This is a genomic window from Arthrobacter sp. TmtSoilC48, assembly GCF_059739425.1.
This window is the reverse complement of sequence record NZ_AP046049.1, coordinates 4,397,441-4,413,750: the sequence shown is the minus strand read 5'-3', so window position 1 is coordinate 4,413,750 and position 16,310 is coordinate 4,397,441. Positions and strand designations below refer to the sequence as shown.

Genomic DNA, 16,310 nt, shown 5'->3' with positions numbered 1-16,310 from the left:
GTGGGCGATATGCCGGAAGTTACTCCGGGTAAACCTGGGTATCGGGCATAGCAGAACACGTCGGAATGAACAGGAAGTGGACCGGTGATGGATGGAGGGCGCGCGGATCCTGCCGACTGCCTCGGTCAAGAGGCAGCCGCAGGAACCGAACGTTCAGGGGTTTAGCTGGCCGGCGCCATGTTCTGGATCACCTTGAAGACGGCACCTGTAGGGTCCGACAACGTGGCCAAGCGTCCAAAGGGGGTGTCTTCTGCCGCTTCCATGACGGTAGCGCCCAGGGCCGTGGCCTGTTCCACGGTGGCGTCAGTATTGTCCACTGCGAAGTACACGCTCCACATGGACGGAACCTGCTCCGGGAGGAAGCCGGCAGCGTCCATGATGCCGGCCTTGGCATCGTCACCAGCGCCCAGCGTGGTGTAACGGAACTCCGGCGTATCGCTCATGACGGCAGTTTCCCAACCGAAGACGCTCTGGTAGAAGCTGACCGCTGACTCGTAGTCCTTCGCGAGTAGTTCGTGCCATGCCGGGGCGCCGGATTCGGCAGCGACCTCATAACCCTTCATTTCCCCGAACTGCCAGGCCCCGATTGCAGCTCCTGAAGAGTCGCCATACATGGCCATGATGCCCTGTTCAGGAACATCCATGGGCTCCAGGAGGACTTGGCCACCATGGGCGGCAGCTGCCTCCGTGGTGGCTTTGATGTCGTCCGTGCGCAGGTACGTCGACCACACATCCGGCATGGCCCCCATGTCTGCCTGTTTCTGCATGATGCCCGCAACCAGGCGTCCATCCTTGGAAGCTGTGATGTAGCCGCCGTACTTCTCCTGGTCGCCTGTCTCGTAAGTCCAACCAAAGAGTGCGTTGTAGAAGGACTTGGCTTTGTCCGTATCGGATGTCATCAAATCAATCCAGCACGGTGCGCCAGAGGTGATGTCAGGCGTAGGCATATGTGAGGCTCCTGTGTTCGTTCCGCGGCGGAAGCTACGGCTGTTTGTCGGCGGTTGTGAGGACAAGCAGAACACTATGCGGGGGCTATGACAGTTTCAATGATTTTCTGGGTGTCAGTTCTCAGATCCGGCTGGGAGCCTGACTTCCGGCCCGGTTTTAAGCCAAAAATGCCCCGGGCTCGTGAACCCGGGGCATCTGCTGGCGGAAGGTAAGGGATTTGAACCCTTGGTACGGGGTTACCGCACACTGGTTTTCAAGACCAGCTCCTTAGGCCGCTCGGACAACCTTCCCTGCCTAGTAGTGTTTCATAGGGAGTTGGCTGTTCCAAAACATCACGTTCTCCAGTCCCTGCCCCGGGCCTGGATGTACAAGCAAGAAACCGGGAGTTCGTCATGAAAGCCGTCTATATTTCTGAACCAGGCGGACCCGAAGTCCTCGAAGTCCGCGACGTACCGGCTCCGGTGCCGGGCGAGGGCGAGGTACTGATCGACGTCGTGGCTGCTGGCCTCAACCGTGCCGACGTCCAGCAGCGCCGCGGCTTCTACCCACCGCCCCCAGGGGCTTCGGAGATTCCCGGGCTGGAGGTCTCCGGCCGCATTGCCGCCTTCGGGCCAGGTGTCACCAAAGCCTTCTCGGTGGGGGACAAAGTAGTGGCCCTGTTGTCCGGCGGGGGATATGCCCAGCAGGTCGCCGTGCCCGCAGAGCAAGTACTGCGACTACCCGATGGCGTAGACCTGGTCACCGCTGCGGCACTGCCCGAGGTGGCGGCAACCGTCTACTCGAACCTCATCATGACGGCCCAGCTCCAACCGGGGGAGACCGTACTCATCCACGGCGCTACCGGCGGCATTGGCGCCATGGCCATTCAGCTCGCCAAAGCCTATGGGGCCAAGGTTGCCACCACCGCCGGCTCTGATGAAAAAGTTGGCACGGCAAAGGCCTTCCTCGGTGCCGATATCGCCATCAACTACAACGAAGAAGACTTCCCTGAAAGCCTCAAGGCACAAAACGGAGGCAAAGGCGCAGACGTGATCCTCGACGTCGTGGGCGCCAAGTACCTGCAAAAGAACATCGAAGCGCTCGCCGACTATGGCCGGCTGATCGTCATTGGCCTGCAGGGCGGAACCAAAGCCGAAATAAACCTGGGACAGCTGCTCAGCAAGCGTGCTGCCGTCATCGGAACCGCCCTCCGGCCACGCCCGGTGGCCGAAAAGGGCATCATTATGTCCGCCGTGCGGGAGTCCGTGTGGCCCATGCTCGCCGACGGCCGCATCAAGCCCCTGGTGGCCAAATCATTTCCGCTGGACCATGTCCGCGAGGCACATGAATACTTTGATTCCGGAGAGCACGTAGGTAAGGTCCTCCTGCTCCTCTAACAACCACGGCAGCCCCGTTAATGCAGGACGTCCCCACCAATTCCCAGTAGCAAGGAGCCTCATGTCCATCCGGCACAGCCTGCTTGCCCTGCTTCAGGACCAGCCCCGGTATGGCTATGAGCTGCGTGTGGAATTCGAGGACCGTACGGGTGCTGCCTGGCCGCTGAACATCGGTCAGGTGTACACCACGCTGGACCGGCTTGAGCGCGATGGCCTTGTCAGCAAAGACGGCGACGACGGCGGTGGCCACGTCGTTTACAGCATCACTGACGCCGGGGTTGCCGAAGTTGCGGCCTGGTTTGAGGGAGCCGTGGACCGCGACAACCCGCCGCGGAATGAGATTGCCATTAAGCTAGCCTTGGCCGTGACGCTGCCCGGGGTGGATGCCTCGGCCGTGATCCAGTCCCAGCGGGAGGTTTCGGTTCGCGCGCTGCACGAACATACGCAAACACGGAAGGCTGTCTCGGCCAACCAGCGGTCCTCTGATACTGCATGGCTTTTGGTGCTCGATTCCCTGATCTTTCAAGCCGAGGCGGAAGTGCGGTGGCTGGATCTTTGCGAGGCCCGCATGGTCCAGTCGCAGGGCAACAGAGGGCTGAGTTAGTACGCCCGCCGCAGAGGTACTACCGCTTACCGCAAGACCATCGGGGTTCCTGTGTCACGCCCCACTTCTGTATGTCCTCTTTGTTAGCGTGCCCTGACTGTTCAGCGCACCCGCGGCCACAACCGCAGCAGTTCTCAAGGAGGAGACACGGGCATGACCCCTGACCATACAGAACCTGGCCAAACAGAACTTGATCGCACAGAGCTTGACCGCACAGAACTCGACCGAACAGGAGAAGTGAAGGGCGTCGATCCTGCGCTGCCTGCAACGGCCGTGGATGAATCCGTCCTGGATGCCGAGGACCGCAGATGGACTCCGGCAAGGATCGGAATCTGGGTGGCGATTTCCCTGCTGGGGGCCGTGGCCTGGTTCATGCTGGCATTGGTCCGCGGCGAGACCGTCAACGCCATCTGGTTTGTTTTCGCAGCCGTGTGTACCTACCTGATCGGCTACCGCTTCTACTCCAAGGTCATTGAGCGATACCTCCTTAAGCCCAACGATCGGCGTGCCACGCCAGCCGAATACAAGGCCGACGGCAAGGACTATGTCCGCACTGACCGTAACGTCCTGTTTGGACACCATTTCGCGGCCATCGCCGGCGCTGGACCCTTGGTGGGCCCGATCATTGCGGCCCAGATGGGCTATCTGCCCGGCACTATCTGGATCATCATCGGCGTCGTTCTTGCCGGCGCGGTGCAGGACTACCTGGTCATGTTCTTCTCGATGCGCCGCGGTGGCCGTTCCCTGGGTCAGATGGCCCGAGAGGAACTCGGTGTCATTGGTGGTACGGCGGCGCTCGTGGCAACGCTGCTCATCATGATCATCATCGTGGCCATTCTTGCCCTGGTGGTGGTCAACGCCCTGGGTGAGAGCCCGTGGGGCGTGTTCTCGGTGGGCATGACGATTCCCATCGCGCTGTTCATGGGCGTCTACCTGCGTTATCTTCGTCCGGGCAAGGTCATGGAAGTCTCCATCATCGGCTTTGTTCTGCTGATGGCAGCGATCATTGGTGGCGGTGCCGTGGCCGGCACCGAGTGGGGCTCTGCCTTCTTCCACCTGGACAAGGTCACTATCGCCTGGGGCCTCATCATCTACGGTTTCATCGCGGCCATCCTGCCCGTGTGGTTGCTCCTTGCGCCGCGTGACTACTTGTCTACGTTCATGAAGATCGGCGTGATCGTGATGCTCGCCGTCGCCATCATCGTGGTCCGCCCTGAAATCGACGTCCCGGCCTTTAGCGAGTTCGCGGGCCGTGAGAACGGCCCGGTCTTCTCGGGGGCGCTCTTCCCGTTCCTCTTCGTCACCATCGCCTGTGGTGCGTTGTCCGGTTTCCATGCGCTCATCTCCTCGGGAACCACGCCCAAATTGATCGAGAAGGAACGTCAGACCCGCTTCATCGGCTACGGCGGCATGTTGATGGAATCGTTCGTGGCCATCATGGCGCTGGTGGCTGCCATTTCGATCGATCGCGGCATCTACTTCGCCATGAACGCGCCACTGGCACTGACGGGTGGCACCGTGGAGTCGGCTGCGCAGTGGGTAAACAGTCTTGGACTGGCCAACGTCAACATCACTCCTGACCTTTTGGCCCAGACTGCCAAGGACGTGGGAGAAGAGAGCATCATCTCGCGCTCCGGTGGAGCGCCCACCTTGGCGGTCGGCCTGGCCCACATCATGCAGCAGTTCATTGGCGGCCCCGCAATGATGGCCTTCTGGTACCACTTCGCCATCATGTTCGAAGCCCTCTTCATCCTTACGGCAGTGGACGCCGGCACCCGGGTTGCCCGCTTTATGCTGCAGGACTCCATCGGTAACTTCGTGCCCAGGTTCAAGGATCCTGCATGGCGCCCTGGCGCTTGGTTGTGCACCGCCGTCATGGTGGGAGCCTGGGGTGCGGTACTTTTGCTGGGCGTTACGGATCCGCTGGGCGGCATCAATACGTTCTTCCCGTTGTTTGGCATCGCGAACCAGCTTCTGGCTGCGATTGCCCTGGCAGTGTGCATGGCCATTGCGGCCAAGCGCGGGGCTTTCCGTTACCTGTGGATCGTGGCTGTTCCCCTGGCTTTTGCCGCCGTCGTGACCGTCACGGCCAGCTTCCACAAGATCTTCTCGCCGGTTCCCGCAGTGGGCTACTTCGCCAACAACCAGGCGTTCGCGAAAGCCCTGGCAGATGGCAAGACGTCCTTCGGCACCGCCAAAACGGTGGAAGCCATGGAGGCGGTAGTGCGTAACACCATGATCCAGGGCGTGCTGTCCGTGATCTTCGTGACGCTGAGCATCATCGTGATCATCACCGCAGTGGTGGCAGCGGCCAAAGCGTTCCGTGCCGGGGGCGGTAAGGACCACGAGGATCCGGCAGTGGCCTCCAAGGTCTTCGCCCCGGCCGGGCTGTTCCCGACCTCCGCAGAGAAGGAGTTGCTCGCCGAATGGAACGCCTTGCCGGCCGGGCAACGGACACAAAAGGCGGGGCATCACTAATGCACGCCGTCGTCAGGGGATTCCGGGGCTTTGCCGCCTACATGAGTTCGCTCATGGGTGCCGACGCTTACCGCAAATACCTGGACCACTTCACGTCCACGGGCCACTCCGGTCCCGCCATGACAGAACGTGAGTTCTGGCGGGACCGGATGGACCGGCAGGACAGTAATCCACAAGGCCGCTGCTGTTGACGTGTAGTTTCGCTACGAACGAAGTCCAAAATCCGGTCCTGGACCCAGGTTCCCGTGAACCGCATGAGAGTATGAACGGATGAGCGATCTGAACAACATTCAGCCCACGGATGAGGCTTCGGACGACACCCCTGTGGAAGGAACCACCTTGGACGAGGGCACCACCACGCCCACAGAAGAGCATTCGGGCAATGCGGTACCTGTCAAGGATTCCAAGCCCCGGGGCGCGAACCTCCAGGAACTTGTTGACGAGCCGGCCAAGGTAATGAGGATCGGTACCATGATCCGCCAACTCCTTGAAGAGGTGAAGAGCGCACCGCTGGACGACGCCGCCCGCGGCCGGCTCGCAGAGATTCACGAGCGCTCCATCAAGGAACTCGAGGACGGATTAGCGCCGGAGCTCATCGAAGAGTTGGAACGCATCAGTCTTCCCTTCCCCGATGAGAAGGCGCCATCGGATGCAGAGCTTCGTATCGCCCAAGCCCAGCTTGTGGGCTGGTTGGAGGGCCTCTTCCACGGCATTCAGGCTGCGGTCGCGGCTCAGCAGGCCGCAAAGGCACAGATGCAACTCCGTCAGCTTCCGCCAGGGACTGTCATTGCGCCCGGCATTGTCATCGGCGAAAACGGTCAACCGCAGCGCGCCGCTGCACCGGGTGCGCCTGGTGCGGCGCCCCAGGGCCGACCCGAAGATCCGGACCACGGCCCGGGCCAGTACCTCTGAGCTTGACCGTGGGTTTCTTTGGGGCCGTCCGGCAAGGGCGGAAGGACGATCTTGAGCTGGGTAAGGGGCTCTGGCGCCGCGCCCACGATCGCTTTCACCGCGGATTGGACCGGTACCATCAGGTCCTTGAGGGTGTCGACGACGACCAGCTCTACAACGAGCTCGTGGAGATCGCGAATGAGCTGGCTGAGTTGTCTCCTCGTGTGAGGACCATCTGCGTGGAAGCCCAAAAGAGGGCGCCGAGCGATGGCTTGGACGTTCCTGGTTCTCTAGCCGGCGTTCACCGCGCTCTTTCCAAGGCTGGGAATTCCTTGGCCACCACGGCCGAGGCAGCGGCCATGCTTCGGCTGGCCGTTGGCCCCGTCCCTGTGGGTGCATTGTCTGTCAGGCGCCGGGCGGAGTCAGTCTTCGAGCAGGTTGCCGACGCTGAACGCCAACTACGGGCTCCAGAGGTTCAATAAAGCAAGCGTGTGCAAATACTGGCGCACGCCTATATTTACAGATTGCAAGCAGTTAAGCGGATAGCTGATCTCTGTAATATTTGGTGCCTCAGGCAACCCATTGCTGGCAGGATGACAAACATGACTTCGTCACCAACACTTACTTTCAACGACGGCAACACCATTCCCCAGCTCGGCTACGGGGTGTGGCAAGTTGAAGACGACGTAGCCGAAAAAGTTGTGCGCCAGGCGTTCGAAGCGGGCTTCCGCCACATCGACACCGCAAAGATTTACGGGAACGAGTCTGGAGTGGGCCGCGCCATTGCTTCCTCTGGCCTTTCCGCCGAAGAAATCTTCATCGCCACCAAGCTCTGGAACGCCGATCAAGGCTACGAGTCCACGCTTGCCGCGTTCGAAGAATCCATGGACCGCCTGGGCATTGAGACATTGGATCTCTACCTCATCCACTGGCAGCAGCCCAAGCAGGACAAGTTCGTGGACACCTGGAAGGCCCTGATCGAACTCAAGAAGCGCGGCCGGGTCAAGTCCATCGGTGTTTCCAACTTCACCGTTGAGGGACTGCAGCGCATCATCGATGAAACCGGAGTTGTCCCGGTCATCAACCAGGTGGAACTGCACCCGTTCTTCAACCAGGCCGAACTGCGCGCCTTCAACGCCTCCAAGGGCATCCTGACGCAGGCTTGGTCACCGCTGGGACAAGGTGGGGAACTGTTGGAGAATGCCACGGTGGCCGAAATCGCAGCCAAGCATGGCGCCACCCCGGCCCAGGTAGTCATCGCCTGGCACTTGGCCATCGGCAACGTCGTGATCCCCAAGTCCGTTACGGAATCCCGTATCCAGGAGAACTTCGCCGCCTTGGGCGTGAAGCTGGACGACGCCGACGTCGAGGCCATCAATGGCTTGGACCGCGGTGCCGAAGGCCGCATCGGCCCCGACCCGGCAGTCTCCGACTTCGCCTAAACCCGAAGCCTAAGCACGTGCCCCGCCCCGACCTGGGGTGGGGCACTCGCCGTTAACGCCCGACGCCGGTACTCGCCACCGGGGCGAAGCGCCCCGAAGTCCGTGGTGAACCTTGAGTCCGTGGTGAAATTGAGCGACGCAAGGGACGGAGTTCGCATGGTGGTGTTTGACGCGTTGGAACGGCAGATTGTCGCTGCCCTCCAACTGGATCCGCGCTGTCCTTGGCGCAAGATGGCGGCTGTGCTCGGTGAAGCTGAGCGGACGGTGGCCCGCCGGGGATCGCAGCTCTTGGAATCCGGGGCCGTCGCCGTGGTGGGGGTACGCCCCAGGCCGACTGCAGTCCTCGTGGAAATGCGCTGTACCCCGGGAACAGTACGGGCGGCCGCCCAAGCACTCGCGCAGCGCGCAGACACCACCTTCGTTTACACCACCACGGGCACCGGCGATTGCGTTGCCGAAATCCTCACCGAACCAAACCGCATGGGCGATGTCCTCTCCGATGAGTTGCCCTCAACCATCGGCCTGCGCGACTCCACCAGCTACCCCGTATTGCGCTACTTCCGGACGATCCGGGGCTGGCGGCCCGAGATCCTGACCACGGACAGGGCGGAAGCGCTTCGCTCGGGTTTGACGTCCGACTCAGGCATCCTGGAGCCCCTGCAGGAACTGAACCGCCAGGACACTGAACTGGTGGACGCGTTGTGTGCGGATGGGCGAATGAGTTTCGAGGCACTCGGGCGGCGGGTCGGCGTCTCCGAGGCTACTGCCAGGCGCCGCAGCGAGTGGCTTCTGGCCAACAACCAGGTCCAACTCCGGGCGGTGGTCGAACCCGCGTCCTTTGGGTTGGCAGTAGAGGCGTTGCTTTGGATCCGGGCTTCGCCGCAACACGTTGAGCAGCTCGGCAAAGGCCTGGCGGAGCTTCCCGTGGTTCGCTACGCAGCCGCGATCGCAGGCGACTACCAACTCGTTGCGGACGTGACCGTGGGGGACATGTCCTCCCTCTACCGCTTCATCACGGGCTCGGATTGGGCGCAGTATGCTGCAGGCGTCGACGTCTCCATTTTGCTTGATGCCCGTAAGCGCGGCGGACGGCTCATGCGGCCGTCGTCGTAAGGGTTGCAGTGCCCGTTGAAGCATTCGACCCGGCCTCAAGGACAGGAGCGACGGCGGCGTACCCCGTCTGCTGCTCGAAGGCGCGGCCCCACCGGAGCAGCTGCATATCCGTGTAGTGGTTACTGGCGAGCTGGAGGCCAATGGGCAGGCCGGCGGAGCTGAACCCGGCGGGCACGCTGAGGACGGGCAAGCCTGTGGCGGATAACAGGCAGGCGGAGCGCATCCAGTCCAGGTAGGTTTCGGAGGCCGCGCCGGCTACCTCCAAGGGATACCGGAGCGTCGCATCAAAAGGCAGGACCTGGGCGCAGGGACTGGCGAAGAGATCGTAGCGCCCGAAGAACTCCTGCACGCTCTTTTCAAGGCGGGTCCGGGCCGCGGCGGTCTCGATGAGATCCCGGGCAGTCAAGGCCAAGCCCTTGTTCACATTCCAATGGACTTCCGGCTTGATGACATCCCCGGCGCGTTCCAGGATTGGACCAAGCCCTGCGGCAAAGTCCATGGCCCGCGTGTTGCCGAATACCAGGTCGGCCTCGCTGAAATCCGGTGTGGCCTCTTCCACGATCGCTCCCAGCTTCTCGAAAACTGCCAGCTGCCGCTCAAGATGATCAAGAATTTCCGGCTCCACGGGTACGCCAATCCCGAAGTCCCGTGACCAGCCAATGCGCACTCCGCGCATGTCGGTCTCCAGCCCGGACCGGAATACCTGCGGATCAAGGCCTGCCGGATGGGGAACGCGGGGGTCCTTGCCGGCGGTCACGGACATGAACAGTGCAATGTCTTCCACGCTTCGGGCCATCGGCCCGGTCCGTCCCAGCCATGCGTACGCGTTGACGTCGGAGGGCATGGGGATTACCGCCGTCGACGGCCTGAAGCCAACCACATTGCAGAAGGAAGCCGGGATGCGAAGCGAACCACCCATGTCGCTGCCGTCGCCGATGCTCTGGACGCGGGACGCGACGACGGCGGCTACTCCGCCACTGCTGCCGCCCGCGCTCAGGGTGGGCGCGTAGGGGTTGGTGGTGGTGCCGAAGAGGTCGTTGAACGTGTGCGATCCCGCCCCGAATTCAGGAACGTTGGTCTTGCCAGTGGTGACTACGCCGGCCGCCTTCAATCGCGCCACGATCAGGTCGTCGGCGTCGGGAATGAAGTCGCGCAAGGCGAGGGACCCCTGGGTGGTGCGCATCCCGGCGGTGTTGTTGGTGTCCTTGTGCGTCATGGGGAGGCCGTGGAGGGGCGGGAGTTCGGCACCGGAGGCGGTGAGCTGGTCGGCCTGGTGTGCCAGGTTCTCCGCTCCCTCCGGGTCGAGTGTGACCACGGCGTTGATGACGGGGTTCACCTGGGCGATCCGCTCCAGATGGGCTGCCAGGGCTTCGCGTGCCGAGACCTTCTTGTCGCGGATGGCGGCGGCGAGTTCGACGGCGGACAGCTCGCCAATGGTGTCAGTCATGGTGCTCCTTTGCTGGGTGTTCTCTGCCTGAAAGTGTGCCCCGTCACATCAGGGTGCGGAAGTCGGAGCTTTCAAGGAGGCCTCGTTTGACTGTTTCGGCCAATCATATGGCTGATTCCGTCAGCTATTGTGTGTGATCCGGCTCATAGCGGAAGGTGTTGCTAACCCACTGGCCGATCTGGTCGTTGGGCAAGGATTTGCCCTTAGCGCAGTACCTACCGGACAAGGACGTCGACCGCGGACTGGCGCCGGGCACCAACCGGAGGTTCCCCATGTATCAACCCCTGGCACTTCAATCCCTCGCACTCCAACCGTTCGCCGCGAACGGCTCAACCGACATCCTGTCCGCCGCGAACAACCCCGTCCTGTGGATCTGCGTTGCCGGCGTCTTCGGCGTCATCATCATCCAGTCCCTCATTTTCATGAAGGCAGCCCGCCGCGCAGCTCCCTCCGTGAACATGAGCGCACAGGACATCAAGACGTCGTTCCGCTCGGGAGCCGTTTCGGCCATCGGACCCTCACTCGCCGTTTCACTCGTGGCCATTGCCCTGTTGGGGCTCTTTGGCGCGCCGGCTGTCCTGTCCAGGATTGGCCTGATCGGATCGGCCGCCTACGACGTATCCGCAGCCGGCATCGCCGCCGGTTCAATGGGAGCAAAACTCGGCGACGCCAGTTACACGCAGAGCGTCTTCGCGGTCGCGTTCTTCGCCATGAGCATCGGCGGCGCCATGTGGATGCTTGCCACCCTGATCCTGACCCCGCTGCTCCGCAAGGGCGACGACAAGATCCGTTCCGTGAATCCGGCGGCCATGGCGATCGTCCCGGCAGCCGCCCTGATCGGCGCGTTCTCCTGCCTGGGACTCACCGAGCTGCCGAAATCCGGAATCCACGTCCTGTCCTTCGTTGTCTCGGCGGCGGTCATGGGTATTTGCCTGCTGTTGGCCAAGAAGCTCGGCAAGAGCTGGCTGCGCGAATGGGGACTGGGATTCTCAATCGTCATCGGCTTGGGCGCTGCCTACCTCGCCGTCGGTCCGGCCGTCGGTGCCTGAGCGCACGGCGCAAGCACCTGACCCCGACTCCCGCCCTGCAGCCAGACCACTGAGCACGAAAGGAACACCCCTCATGTCTTCCATTACTTCCGCTCCCGCTACCACGAATACCGCCATGGCGGACTTCAACCGCACCACGTCCCGCTGGGGACAGATCACCATGATCGGCGGATTGCTGATCTCCATCGCCGGGCCGCTGTATCTGGTCTTTGCCAGCGGCCTCGACATCGGCCCTGCCCAACTCTGGATCGCTTTCGCAGCCGTCGCCGCAACGTTCGGCATCATCTGGATCGTTGAGCCGCTCACGTACTTCCCGATCCTCGGGCCAGCCGCCATGTACCAGGCCTTCATGATCGGCAACATCTCCAACAAGCTCCTGCCGGCGGCCTTGATCGCCCAAACCAACATCGGCGCCAAGCCGGGCAGTAAGCGTGCGGAGCTTGCCGCCGTCGTCGCTATCTGCGGTGCTGCCGCAGTCCACCTGATCTCCCTCGCGATCTTCGTCGGGCTGTTGGGCAGCTGGCTGATCAGCGTCATTCCGCCGTCTGTACTTCTCGTGACCCGCCTGTATGTTCTGCCCACGGTTCTTGGTGCAGTCCTGGTGCAGGCCATCGTGTCCATGAAGCAGCCCCGCACCACGGTCTTCGCGCTCCTGGTCTCGGCGGTCGTCGTCTTCGTGGTGCTCCCCTTGGCGCCGTCGCTGGCCATGGTGTCCACCGCCATCGCCGTGCTGGGAACCATCCTGCTGGCGTGGTTCTTCCGCGGAAAGCAGGTCATGGAGGCCAAGCCGATCCACATCGAGTAGCGGCCACGCCCGAAACAACTCCCGACTGACAAACAAGGAAGACATGACCATGACCCAAACAGCTACCGCACTTCAGCTCGACAGCGAACAGACAACCAAGCTCCACTCGTTGTACCGGCGCCTTCACGCGCATCCGGAACTGTCCATGCAGGAATTCGCCACCGCCACACTGATCGAGGAGCAGTTGGACGCACTGGGCATTGAGCATTTCCGCTGCGGTGGCACAGGGGTGGCGGGAATCCTCAGGAACGGCGACGGTCCTGTGGTTGCCTTCCGTGCGGACTCCGATGGCCTGCCCATCGAGGAAGCCACCGGGCTGGATTACGCCAGCACGGACACCGGAACACTGCCGGACGGCACGTCGGTTCCGGTAATGCACGGCTGTGGCCACGACACGCACGTGGCCAGCCTGCTCGGTGCCGCCGAGGTGCTGGCAGGGAACCGGGATGCCTGGTCCGGCACCCTGGTTTTGATTTTCCAACCGGGGGAGGAGACCGCGGCAGGCGCACTTGCGATGCTCGACGACGGGCTGTGGGACAAGGCTCCCCGGCCGGAAGTGGTCTTCGGGCAGCATGTCATGCCGCGCCCTGTGCGAACGGTCGCCATTTCAAGCGGTCCCGTGGCGGCCATGGCCGATTCGCTTCGCGTCACGGTTCACGGCCAGCAGTCGCATGGCTCCCAGCCGCAGGATGCCATCGATCCAATCGTTATGGCCGCGCACATGGTCACCCGGCTCCAGGGGATTGTGTCCCGCGAGCTGGACCCGCGGAAGTCCGCCGTCGTAACGGTCGGTACCTTTCACGCCGGGCTCAAGGAGAACATCATCCCGGCGTCGGCGGAGTTCACTTTGAACATCCGGACGTTCGACGAGGACGTCCGCGGACAAGTCTTGTCCGCTGTCCGTCGCATCATCGAGGCCGAGGCTGTCGCATCCGGCGCGCCGAAGCCTGAGATCGAGGAGATGTACCGCTTCCCGCAATGCTTCAACGATCCCGATGCGGTTCCTGCCGTGATCGAGGCACTGCGCGCTCAGCTGGGGACTGAGTCGGTGGAAATCACCCCTCCGATGATGGGCAGCGAAGACTTCGGGCACCTGGGAACGGCGATCGGAGTGCCGTCCGTGTTCTGGATGTTCGGCGGAATTCCTGCAGCCGGGCACGAGGGCCCCGGTCCCATCCCCGTGAACCACTCGCCGTTCTTCGCCCCCGAGCTGGAAGGCTCCTTGGCCGGAGGCGTCTCGGCCGCCGTCGCCGTGCTGATGTCCCGGCTGGGCAACTGAGAATTTCAAGGACATTCCCATGACTTCAGCTCTGACAGATTCTTTGACCCAACCACAAAGCGCCACAGACGCACCGCCGTCGGTAAGCCCAAACCTGCAATCAGCCCAAGGCCCGCTCGCCGGCAGGCTCGTGGTGGACCTCAGCCGGGCACTTGCCGGTCCGCACGCCGCCATGATGATGGGCGATCTAGGGGCGCGGGTCATCAAGATTGAAAACCCGGGTACGGGAGACGATACGCGCGGGTGGGGTCCGCCGTTCGTGGGTCCGGAGGACGATCCGCAAGCTACGTACTTCCTGTCCTGCAACCGCAACAAGGAATCCCTCACGCTGGACCTCAAGAGCGAGGACGGCCGGACCGTCCTCCGTCAACTGTTGGAGCGCGCCGACGTCGTGGTGGAAAACTTCCGGCCAGGGGTTCTGGAACGGCTCGGCTTCAGCACCGACGCCATGCACCGCATCAACCCGCGCTTGGTGATCCTCTCCATCACAGGTTTCGGCCATGACGGTCCTGAATCGCACCGCAGCGGCTATGACCAGATCCTGCAGGGCGAAGCCGGGCTCATGTCCCTCACCGGCTCCGGGCCCAATGATCCACAGCGGGTGGGTGTGCCGATCGCCGATCTCCTGTCCGGGATGTACGGTGCGTATGGCGTGGTGGCTGCTTTGCTGGAACGGGAACATACGGGCCGCGGGCAAGTGGTGCGGACGTCGCTGCTTGCGTCCCTTGTGGGTGTCCACGCCTTCCAGGGCACCAAGGTCACCGTTGCCGGTGAAGCCCCGGAAGCGCAGGGAAACCATCACCCGTCCATTGCGCCGTACGGGCTCTTCCGCTGCCGGGGTGGCAGTGTCCAGATCAGCGTCGGGAGCGAGAAGCTGTGGGCGGCGTTTGCTGCCGCCTTTGGAATCGACCCCTACGCTCCTGGCCTGGCCACGAACGCGGACCGGGTCCGAAACCGCTCCCATGTCATCGACGTTGTGGAGGCTGCCTTCGCCGATTACGACGCCGAGCCACTCCTCGCCAAGCTCAGCGACGCAGGCATTCCGGCCGGGAAAGTCCGGACACTCAAGGAAGTCTACGAGTGGCCGCAGCTTGCCTCGCAAGGACTGCTGGTGGGCGTCGAACACCCCGTTCTGGGGCCCGTCACTTTGCCGGGGCCTCCATTGCGCTTCTTCGACAACGCCGACGGCGCTGAGTCCACACGCCGTGCCCACACCGCGCCGCCGCTGCTCAACCAGCACGGCGACGGTATCCGCGAATGGCTCGCCGCCAGGGAGGTGGGCTGAATGGCGACAACTGCCACCCGCCGTCGGCTTGGAGTCCGGGAGTTGCTGGAGGAAACGCTCGACGCCGGGACTTTCGTTTCGTGGGATCGTCCGGTTCGTGGCGCGCAGGGTTCCTCGGGTTCGGCTGATGCTGTGTCCGCTGACTACGCTGCCGACCTTGAAGCGGCGCACGAGAAGTCCGGCAGTGATGAGTCCGTCCTCACGGGCGAAGGCCGGATACGCAACCACCGCGTGGTGGTTGTCGCATCTGACTTTGCCTTCCTGGCCGGCTCGATCGGGCGAGACGCGGCGCAAAGGCTCGTAGCCGCCGTCGAACGTGCAACGGATCTGGGCCTCCCGCTCGTGGCCATGCCGGCGTCGGGCGGGACCCGCATGCAAGAGGGAACCAGTGCGTTCCTGGCCATGGTGGAGATTGTGGCGGCGGTCCAGGCGCATCGTTCGGCCGGGCTGCCCTATTTGGTGTATCTGCGGCATCCCACCACCGGGGGCGTCATGGCCTCGTGGGGTTCGTTGGGGCACGTCACCGCGGCTGAGCCGGGTGCGCTCCTGGGCTTTCTCGGCCCGCGCGTGTACGAGGCCCTGCATGGCGAGCAGTTCTCTTCAGGAGTGCAGACCGCCGAGAACCTGTTCGATCACGGCCTGGTGGACGCCGTGGTTCCCGCTGAAGGACTGCGCGATTACTTTGGGCGTGTTCTGGACCTGTTGCGTCCTAACGTTGCCGTGACCCCGATGGCTGCCTCCCTGCTCAGCGCGGACGCCCCAGCCACGTCCCGGGATGCTGGGGCTGCAGTGACCTCGGACGTAGGCGCGTGGGAGTCCGTGCTGCGCTCAAGGGATCCGCTCAGGCCGTCTCCGGGTGAGCTTCTCCGGGAGACCGCGGACGATGTGGTGCTGCTGCGCGGTGCGGGCGATGGCGCCAAGGACCACGGAATGCTCGTGGCGCTCGCCAGCTTTGGCGGGACCTCCTGTGTGGTGGTGGGACATCACCGCACCAGCTCCGACGCAGCTGCTGCTGACAGGCCAGTAGCGATGGGTCCCGCCTCCTTGAGGGACGCGCGGCGTGGCATGCGGCTCGCCCAGGAACTGAACCTGCCGCTGGTCACGATCATCGACACTGCAGGTGCCGCACTGTCGAAGGAAGCCGAAGAGGGTGGGCTGGCCACCGAAATTGCCCGGTCCCTCTATGACCTGTTGGGCCTCGGAACGCCAACGTTATCGGTCATGATGGGCCAAGGTACCGGAGGAGGGGCACTGGCACTGCTGCCCGCCGACCGGACCATCGCTGCCCGGAACGCCTGGCTCGCACCGCTGCCGCCGGAGGGTGCCAGCGCCATCGTGCACCGGACCGTTTCGCACGCACAGGCACTCGCGGAGAGCCAGGGCATCACGGCTGCCGCGCTCGCAGCCAGCGGAGTGGTAGACGTGGTGGTGGAGGAGAATCCCGATGCCGCGGAAGAACCCGTTGATTTCTGCCGCCGCATAGGTGACGTGATCGCCGTCGAGCTCCAAGGCCTTGCCCGGCGGGGTGCCCCCGGGCTCCAGCAGCGACGGGCAAAGTATCGCGCGCTGGTGTCGTAGCGGCCGGAGCCCTGC

General features: G+C 63.3%; 15 protein-coding genes and 1 tRNA gene. 13 read left to right on the top strand and 3 right to left on the bottom strand.

What is annotated here, in order from left to right; translation table 11 throughout:
- Positions 1 to 161 precede the first annotated feature (161 nt).
- On the bottom strand, positions 162 to 947 hold the full coding sequence (locus AC6I97_RS20280; protein WP_497946423.1) for a VOC family protein: 786 nt from the start codon (positions 945 to 947) through the stop codon (positions 162 to 164).
- Positions 948 to 1,147: 200 nt separating this feature from the next.
- A tRNA-Ser gene (locus AC6I97_RS20275) sits at positions 1,148 to 1,238 on the bottom strand.
- 102 nt (positions 1,239 to 1,340) lie between these two features.
- Between AC6I97_RS20275 and AC6I97_RS20270 the strand changes: the two genes are divergently transcribed.
- The 8 genes from AC6I97_RS20270 to AC6I97_RS20235 all read left to right on the top strand — a co-directional run bounded on the left by AC6I97_RS20270 (position 1,341) and on the right by AC6I97_RS20235 (position 8,852).
- Complete coding sequence (locus AC6I97_RS20270; RefSeq protein WP_497946420.1) at positions 1,341 to 2,324, top strand: NAD(P)H-quinone oxidoreductase; 984 nt, start codon at positions 1,341 to 1,343, stop codon at positions 2,322 to 2,324.
- Positions 2,325 to 2,385: 61 nt separating this feature from the next.
- Complete coding sequence (locus tag AC6I97_RS20265) at positions 2,386 to 2,928, top strand: PadR family transcriptional regulator (RefSeq protein ID WP_224094415.1); 543 nt, start codon at positions 2,386 to 2,388, stop codon at positions 2,926 to 2,928.
- Positions 2,929 to 3,081: 153 nt separating this feature from the next.
- Positions 3,082 to 5,406, top strand: a complete 2,325-nt coding sequence (locus AC6I97_RS20260; RefSeq protein WP_309930974.1) for a carbon starvation CstA family protein — start codon at positions 3,082 to 3,084, stop codon at positions 5,404 to 5,406.
- On the top strand, positions 5,406 to 5,597 hold the full coding sequence (locus tag AC6I97_RS20255) for a YbdD/YjiX family protein (protein WP_309930977.1): 192 nt from the start codon (positions 5,406 to 5,408) through the stop codon (positions 5,595 to 5,597). The genes AC6I97_RS20260 and AC6I97_RS20255 overlap by 1 nt, the downstream gene beginning before the upstream one ends.
- A gap of 79 nt (positions 5,598 to 5,676) precedes the next feature.
- Positions 5,677 to 6,318 carry a bacterial proteasome activator family protein gene (locus AC6I97_RS20250; RefSeq protein ID WP_224094421.1) on the top strand — a complete coding sequence of 214 codons (642 nt, stop codon included), beginning with the start codon at positions 5,677 to 5,679 and terminating at the stop codon, positions 6,316 to 6,318.
- A gap of 8 nt (positions 6,319 to 6,326) precedes the next feature.
- Entirely contained in the window at positions 6,327 to 6,779 is a 453-nt protein-coding gene (locus AC6I97_RS20245) for a hypothetical protein (RefSeq protein WP_224094423.1), read from the top strand.
- A gap of 120 nt (positions 6,780 to 6,899) precedes the next feature.
- The gene (locus tag AC6I97_RS20240) at positions 6,900 to 7,739 is read left to right on the top strand and encodes an aldo/keto reductase (RefSeq protein WP_497946416.1); all 840 of its coding nucleotides are present in this window, start codon (positions 6,900 to 6,902) and stop codon (positions 7,737 to 7,739) included.
- A gap of 156 nt (positions 7,740 to 7,895) precedes the next feature.
- Positions 7,896 to 8,852, top strand: coding sequence for an AsnC family transcriptional regulator (locus AC6I97_RS20235; RefSeq protein WP_497946414.1), 957 nt, complete (start codon positions 7,896 to 7,898; stop codon positions 8,850 to 8,852).
- Here AC6I97_RS20235 and AC6I97_RS20230 read toward each other — a convergent pair.
- Entirely contained in the window at positions 8,833 to 10,299 is a 1,467-nt protein-coding gene (locus AC6I97_RS20230; protein WP_497946413.1) for an amidase, read from the bottom strand. The two genes, AC6I97_RS20235 and AC6I97_RS20230, sit on opposite strands and share 20 nt — an antisense overlap.
- Positions 10,300 to 10,571: 272 nt before the next feature.
- Here AC6I97_RS20230 and AC6I97_RS20225 point away from each other — a divergent pair, with 272 nt between their 5' ends.
- The 5 genes from AC6I97_RS20225 (at position 10,572) to AC6I97_RS20205 (ending at position 16,295) form a co-directional block, all read left to right on the top strand.
- On the top strand, positions 10,572 to 11,348 hold the full coding sequence (locus AC6I97_RS20225; protein ID WP_497947232.1) for a DUF5058 family protein: 777 nt from the start codon (positions 10,572 to 10,574) through the stop codon (positions 11,346 to 11,348).
- A gap of 73 nt (positions 11,349 to 11,421) precedes the next feature.
- Positions 11,422 to 12,153: a hypothetical protein gene (locus AC6I97_RS20220; protein ID WP_497946412.1), complete on the top strand. Its 732-nt coding sequence runs from the start codon at positions 11,422 to 11,424 to the stop codon at positions 12,151 to 12,153.
- 49 nt (positions 12,154 to 12,202) lie between these two features.
- Positions 12,203 to 13,432: an amidohydrolase gene (locus tag AC6I97_RS20215; RefSeq protein ID WP_497946411.1), complete on the top strand. Its 1,230-nt coding sequence runs from the start codon at positions 12,203 to 12,205 to the stop codon at positions 13,430 to 13,432.
- Between the two features lie 19 nt (positions 13,433 to 13,451).
- Complete coding sequence (locus AC6I97_RS20210; protein ID WP_497946408.1) at positions 13,452 to 14,717, top strand: CaiB/BaiF CoA transferase family protein; 1,266 nt, start codon at positions 13,452 to 13,454, stop codon at positions 14,715 to 14,717.
- Positions 14,718 to 16,295, top strand: a complete 1,578-nt coding sequence (locus AC6I97_RS20205; RefSeq protein WP_497946405.1) for a carboxyl transferase domain-containing protein — start codon at positions 14,718 to 14,720, stop codon at positions 16,293 to 16,295.
- Positions 16,296 to 16,310 lie beyond the last annotated feature (15 nt).

Bases quoted from the DNA above. Each gene is read 5' to 3' on its own strand.
- AC6I97_RS20230 (WP_497946413.1), bottom strand. From the start codon at position 10,299: ATGACTGACACCATTGGCGAGCTGTCCGCCGTCGAACTCGCCGCCGCC.
- AC6I97_RS20225 (WP_497947232.1), top strand. From the start codon at position 10,572: ATGTATCAACCCCTGGCACTTCAATCCCTCGCACTCCAACCGTTCGCC.
- AC6I97_RS20250 (WP_224094421.1), top strand. From the start codon at position 5,677: ATGAGCGATCTGAACAACATTCAGCCCACGGATGAGGCTTCGGACGAC.
- AC6I97_RS20270 (WP_497946420.1), top strand. From the start codon at position 1,341: ATGAAAGCCGTCTATATTTCTGAACCAGGCGGACCCGAAGTCCTCGAA.
- AC6I97_RS20235 (WP_497946414.1), top strand. From the start codon at position 7,896: ATGGTGGTGTTTGACGCGTTGGAACGGCAGATTGTCGCTGCCCTCCAA.
- AC6I97_RS20220 (WP_497946412.1), top strand. From the start codon at position 11,422: ATGTCTTCCATTACTTCCGCTCCCGCTACCACGAATACCGCCATGGCG.
- AC6I97_RS20210 (WP_497946408.1), top strand. From the start codon at position 13,452: ATGACTTCAGCTCTGACAGATTCTTTGACCCAACCACAAAGCGCCACA.
- AC6I97_RS20215 (WP_497946411.1), top strand. From the start codon at position 12,203: ATGACCCAAACAGCTACCGCACTTCAGCTCGACAGCGAACAGACAACC.
- AC6I97_RS20240 (WP_497946416.1), top strand. From the start codon at position 6,900: ATGACTTCGTCACCAACACTTACTTTCAACGACGGCAACACCATTCCC.
- AC6I97_RS20255 (WP_309930977.1), top strand. From the start codon at position 5,406: ATGCACGCCGTCGTCAGGGGATTCCGGGGCTTTGCCGCCTACATGAGT.
- AC6I97_RS20265 (WP_224094415.1), top strand. From the start codon at position 2,386: ATGTCCATCCGGCACAGCCTGCTTGCCCTGCTTCAGGACCAGCCCCGG.
- AC6I97_RS20205 (WP_497946405.1), top strand. From the start codon at position 14,718: ATGGCGACAACTGCCACCCGCCGTCGGCTTGGAGTCCGGGAGTTGCTG.
- AC6I97_RS20280 (WP_497946423.1), bottom strand. From the start codon at position 947: ATGCCTACGCCTGACATCACCTCTGGCGCACCGTGCTGGATTGATTTG.
- AC6I97_RS20260 (WP_309930974.1), top strand. From the start codon at position 3,082: ATGACCCCTGACCATACAGAACCTGGCCAAACAGAACTTGATCGCACA.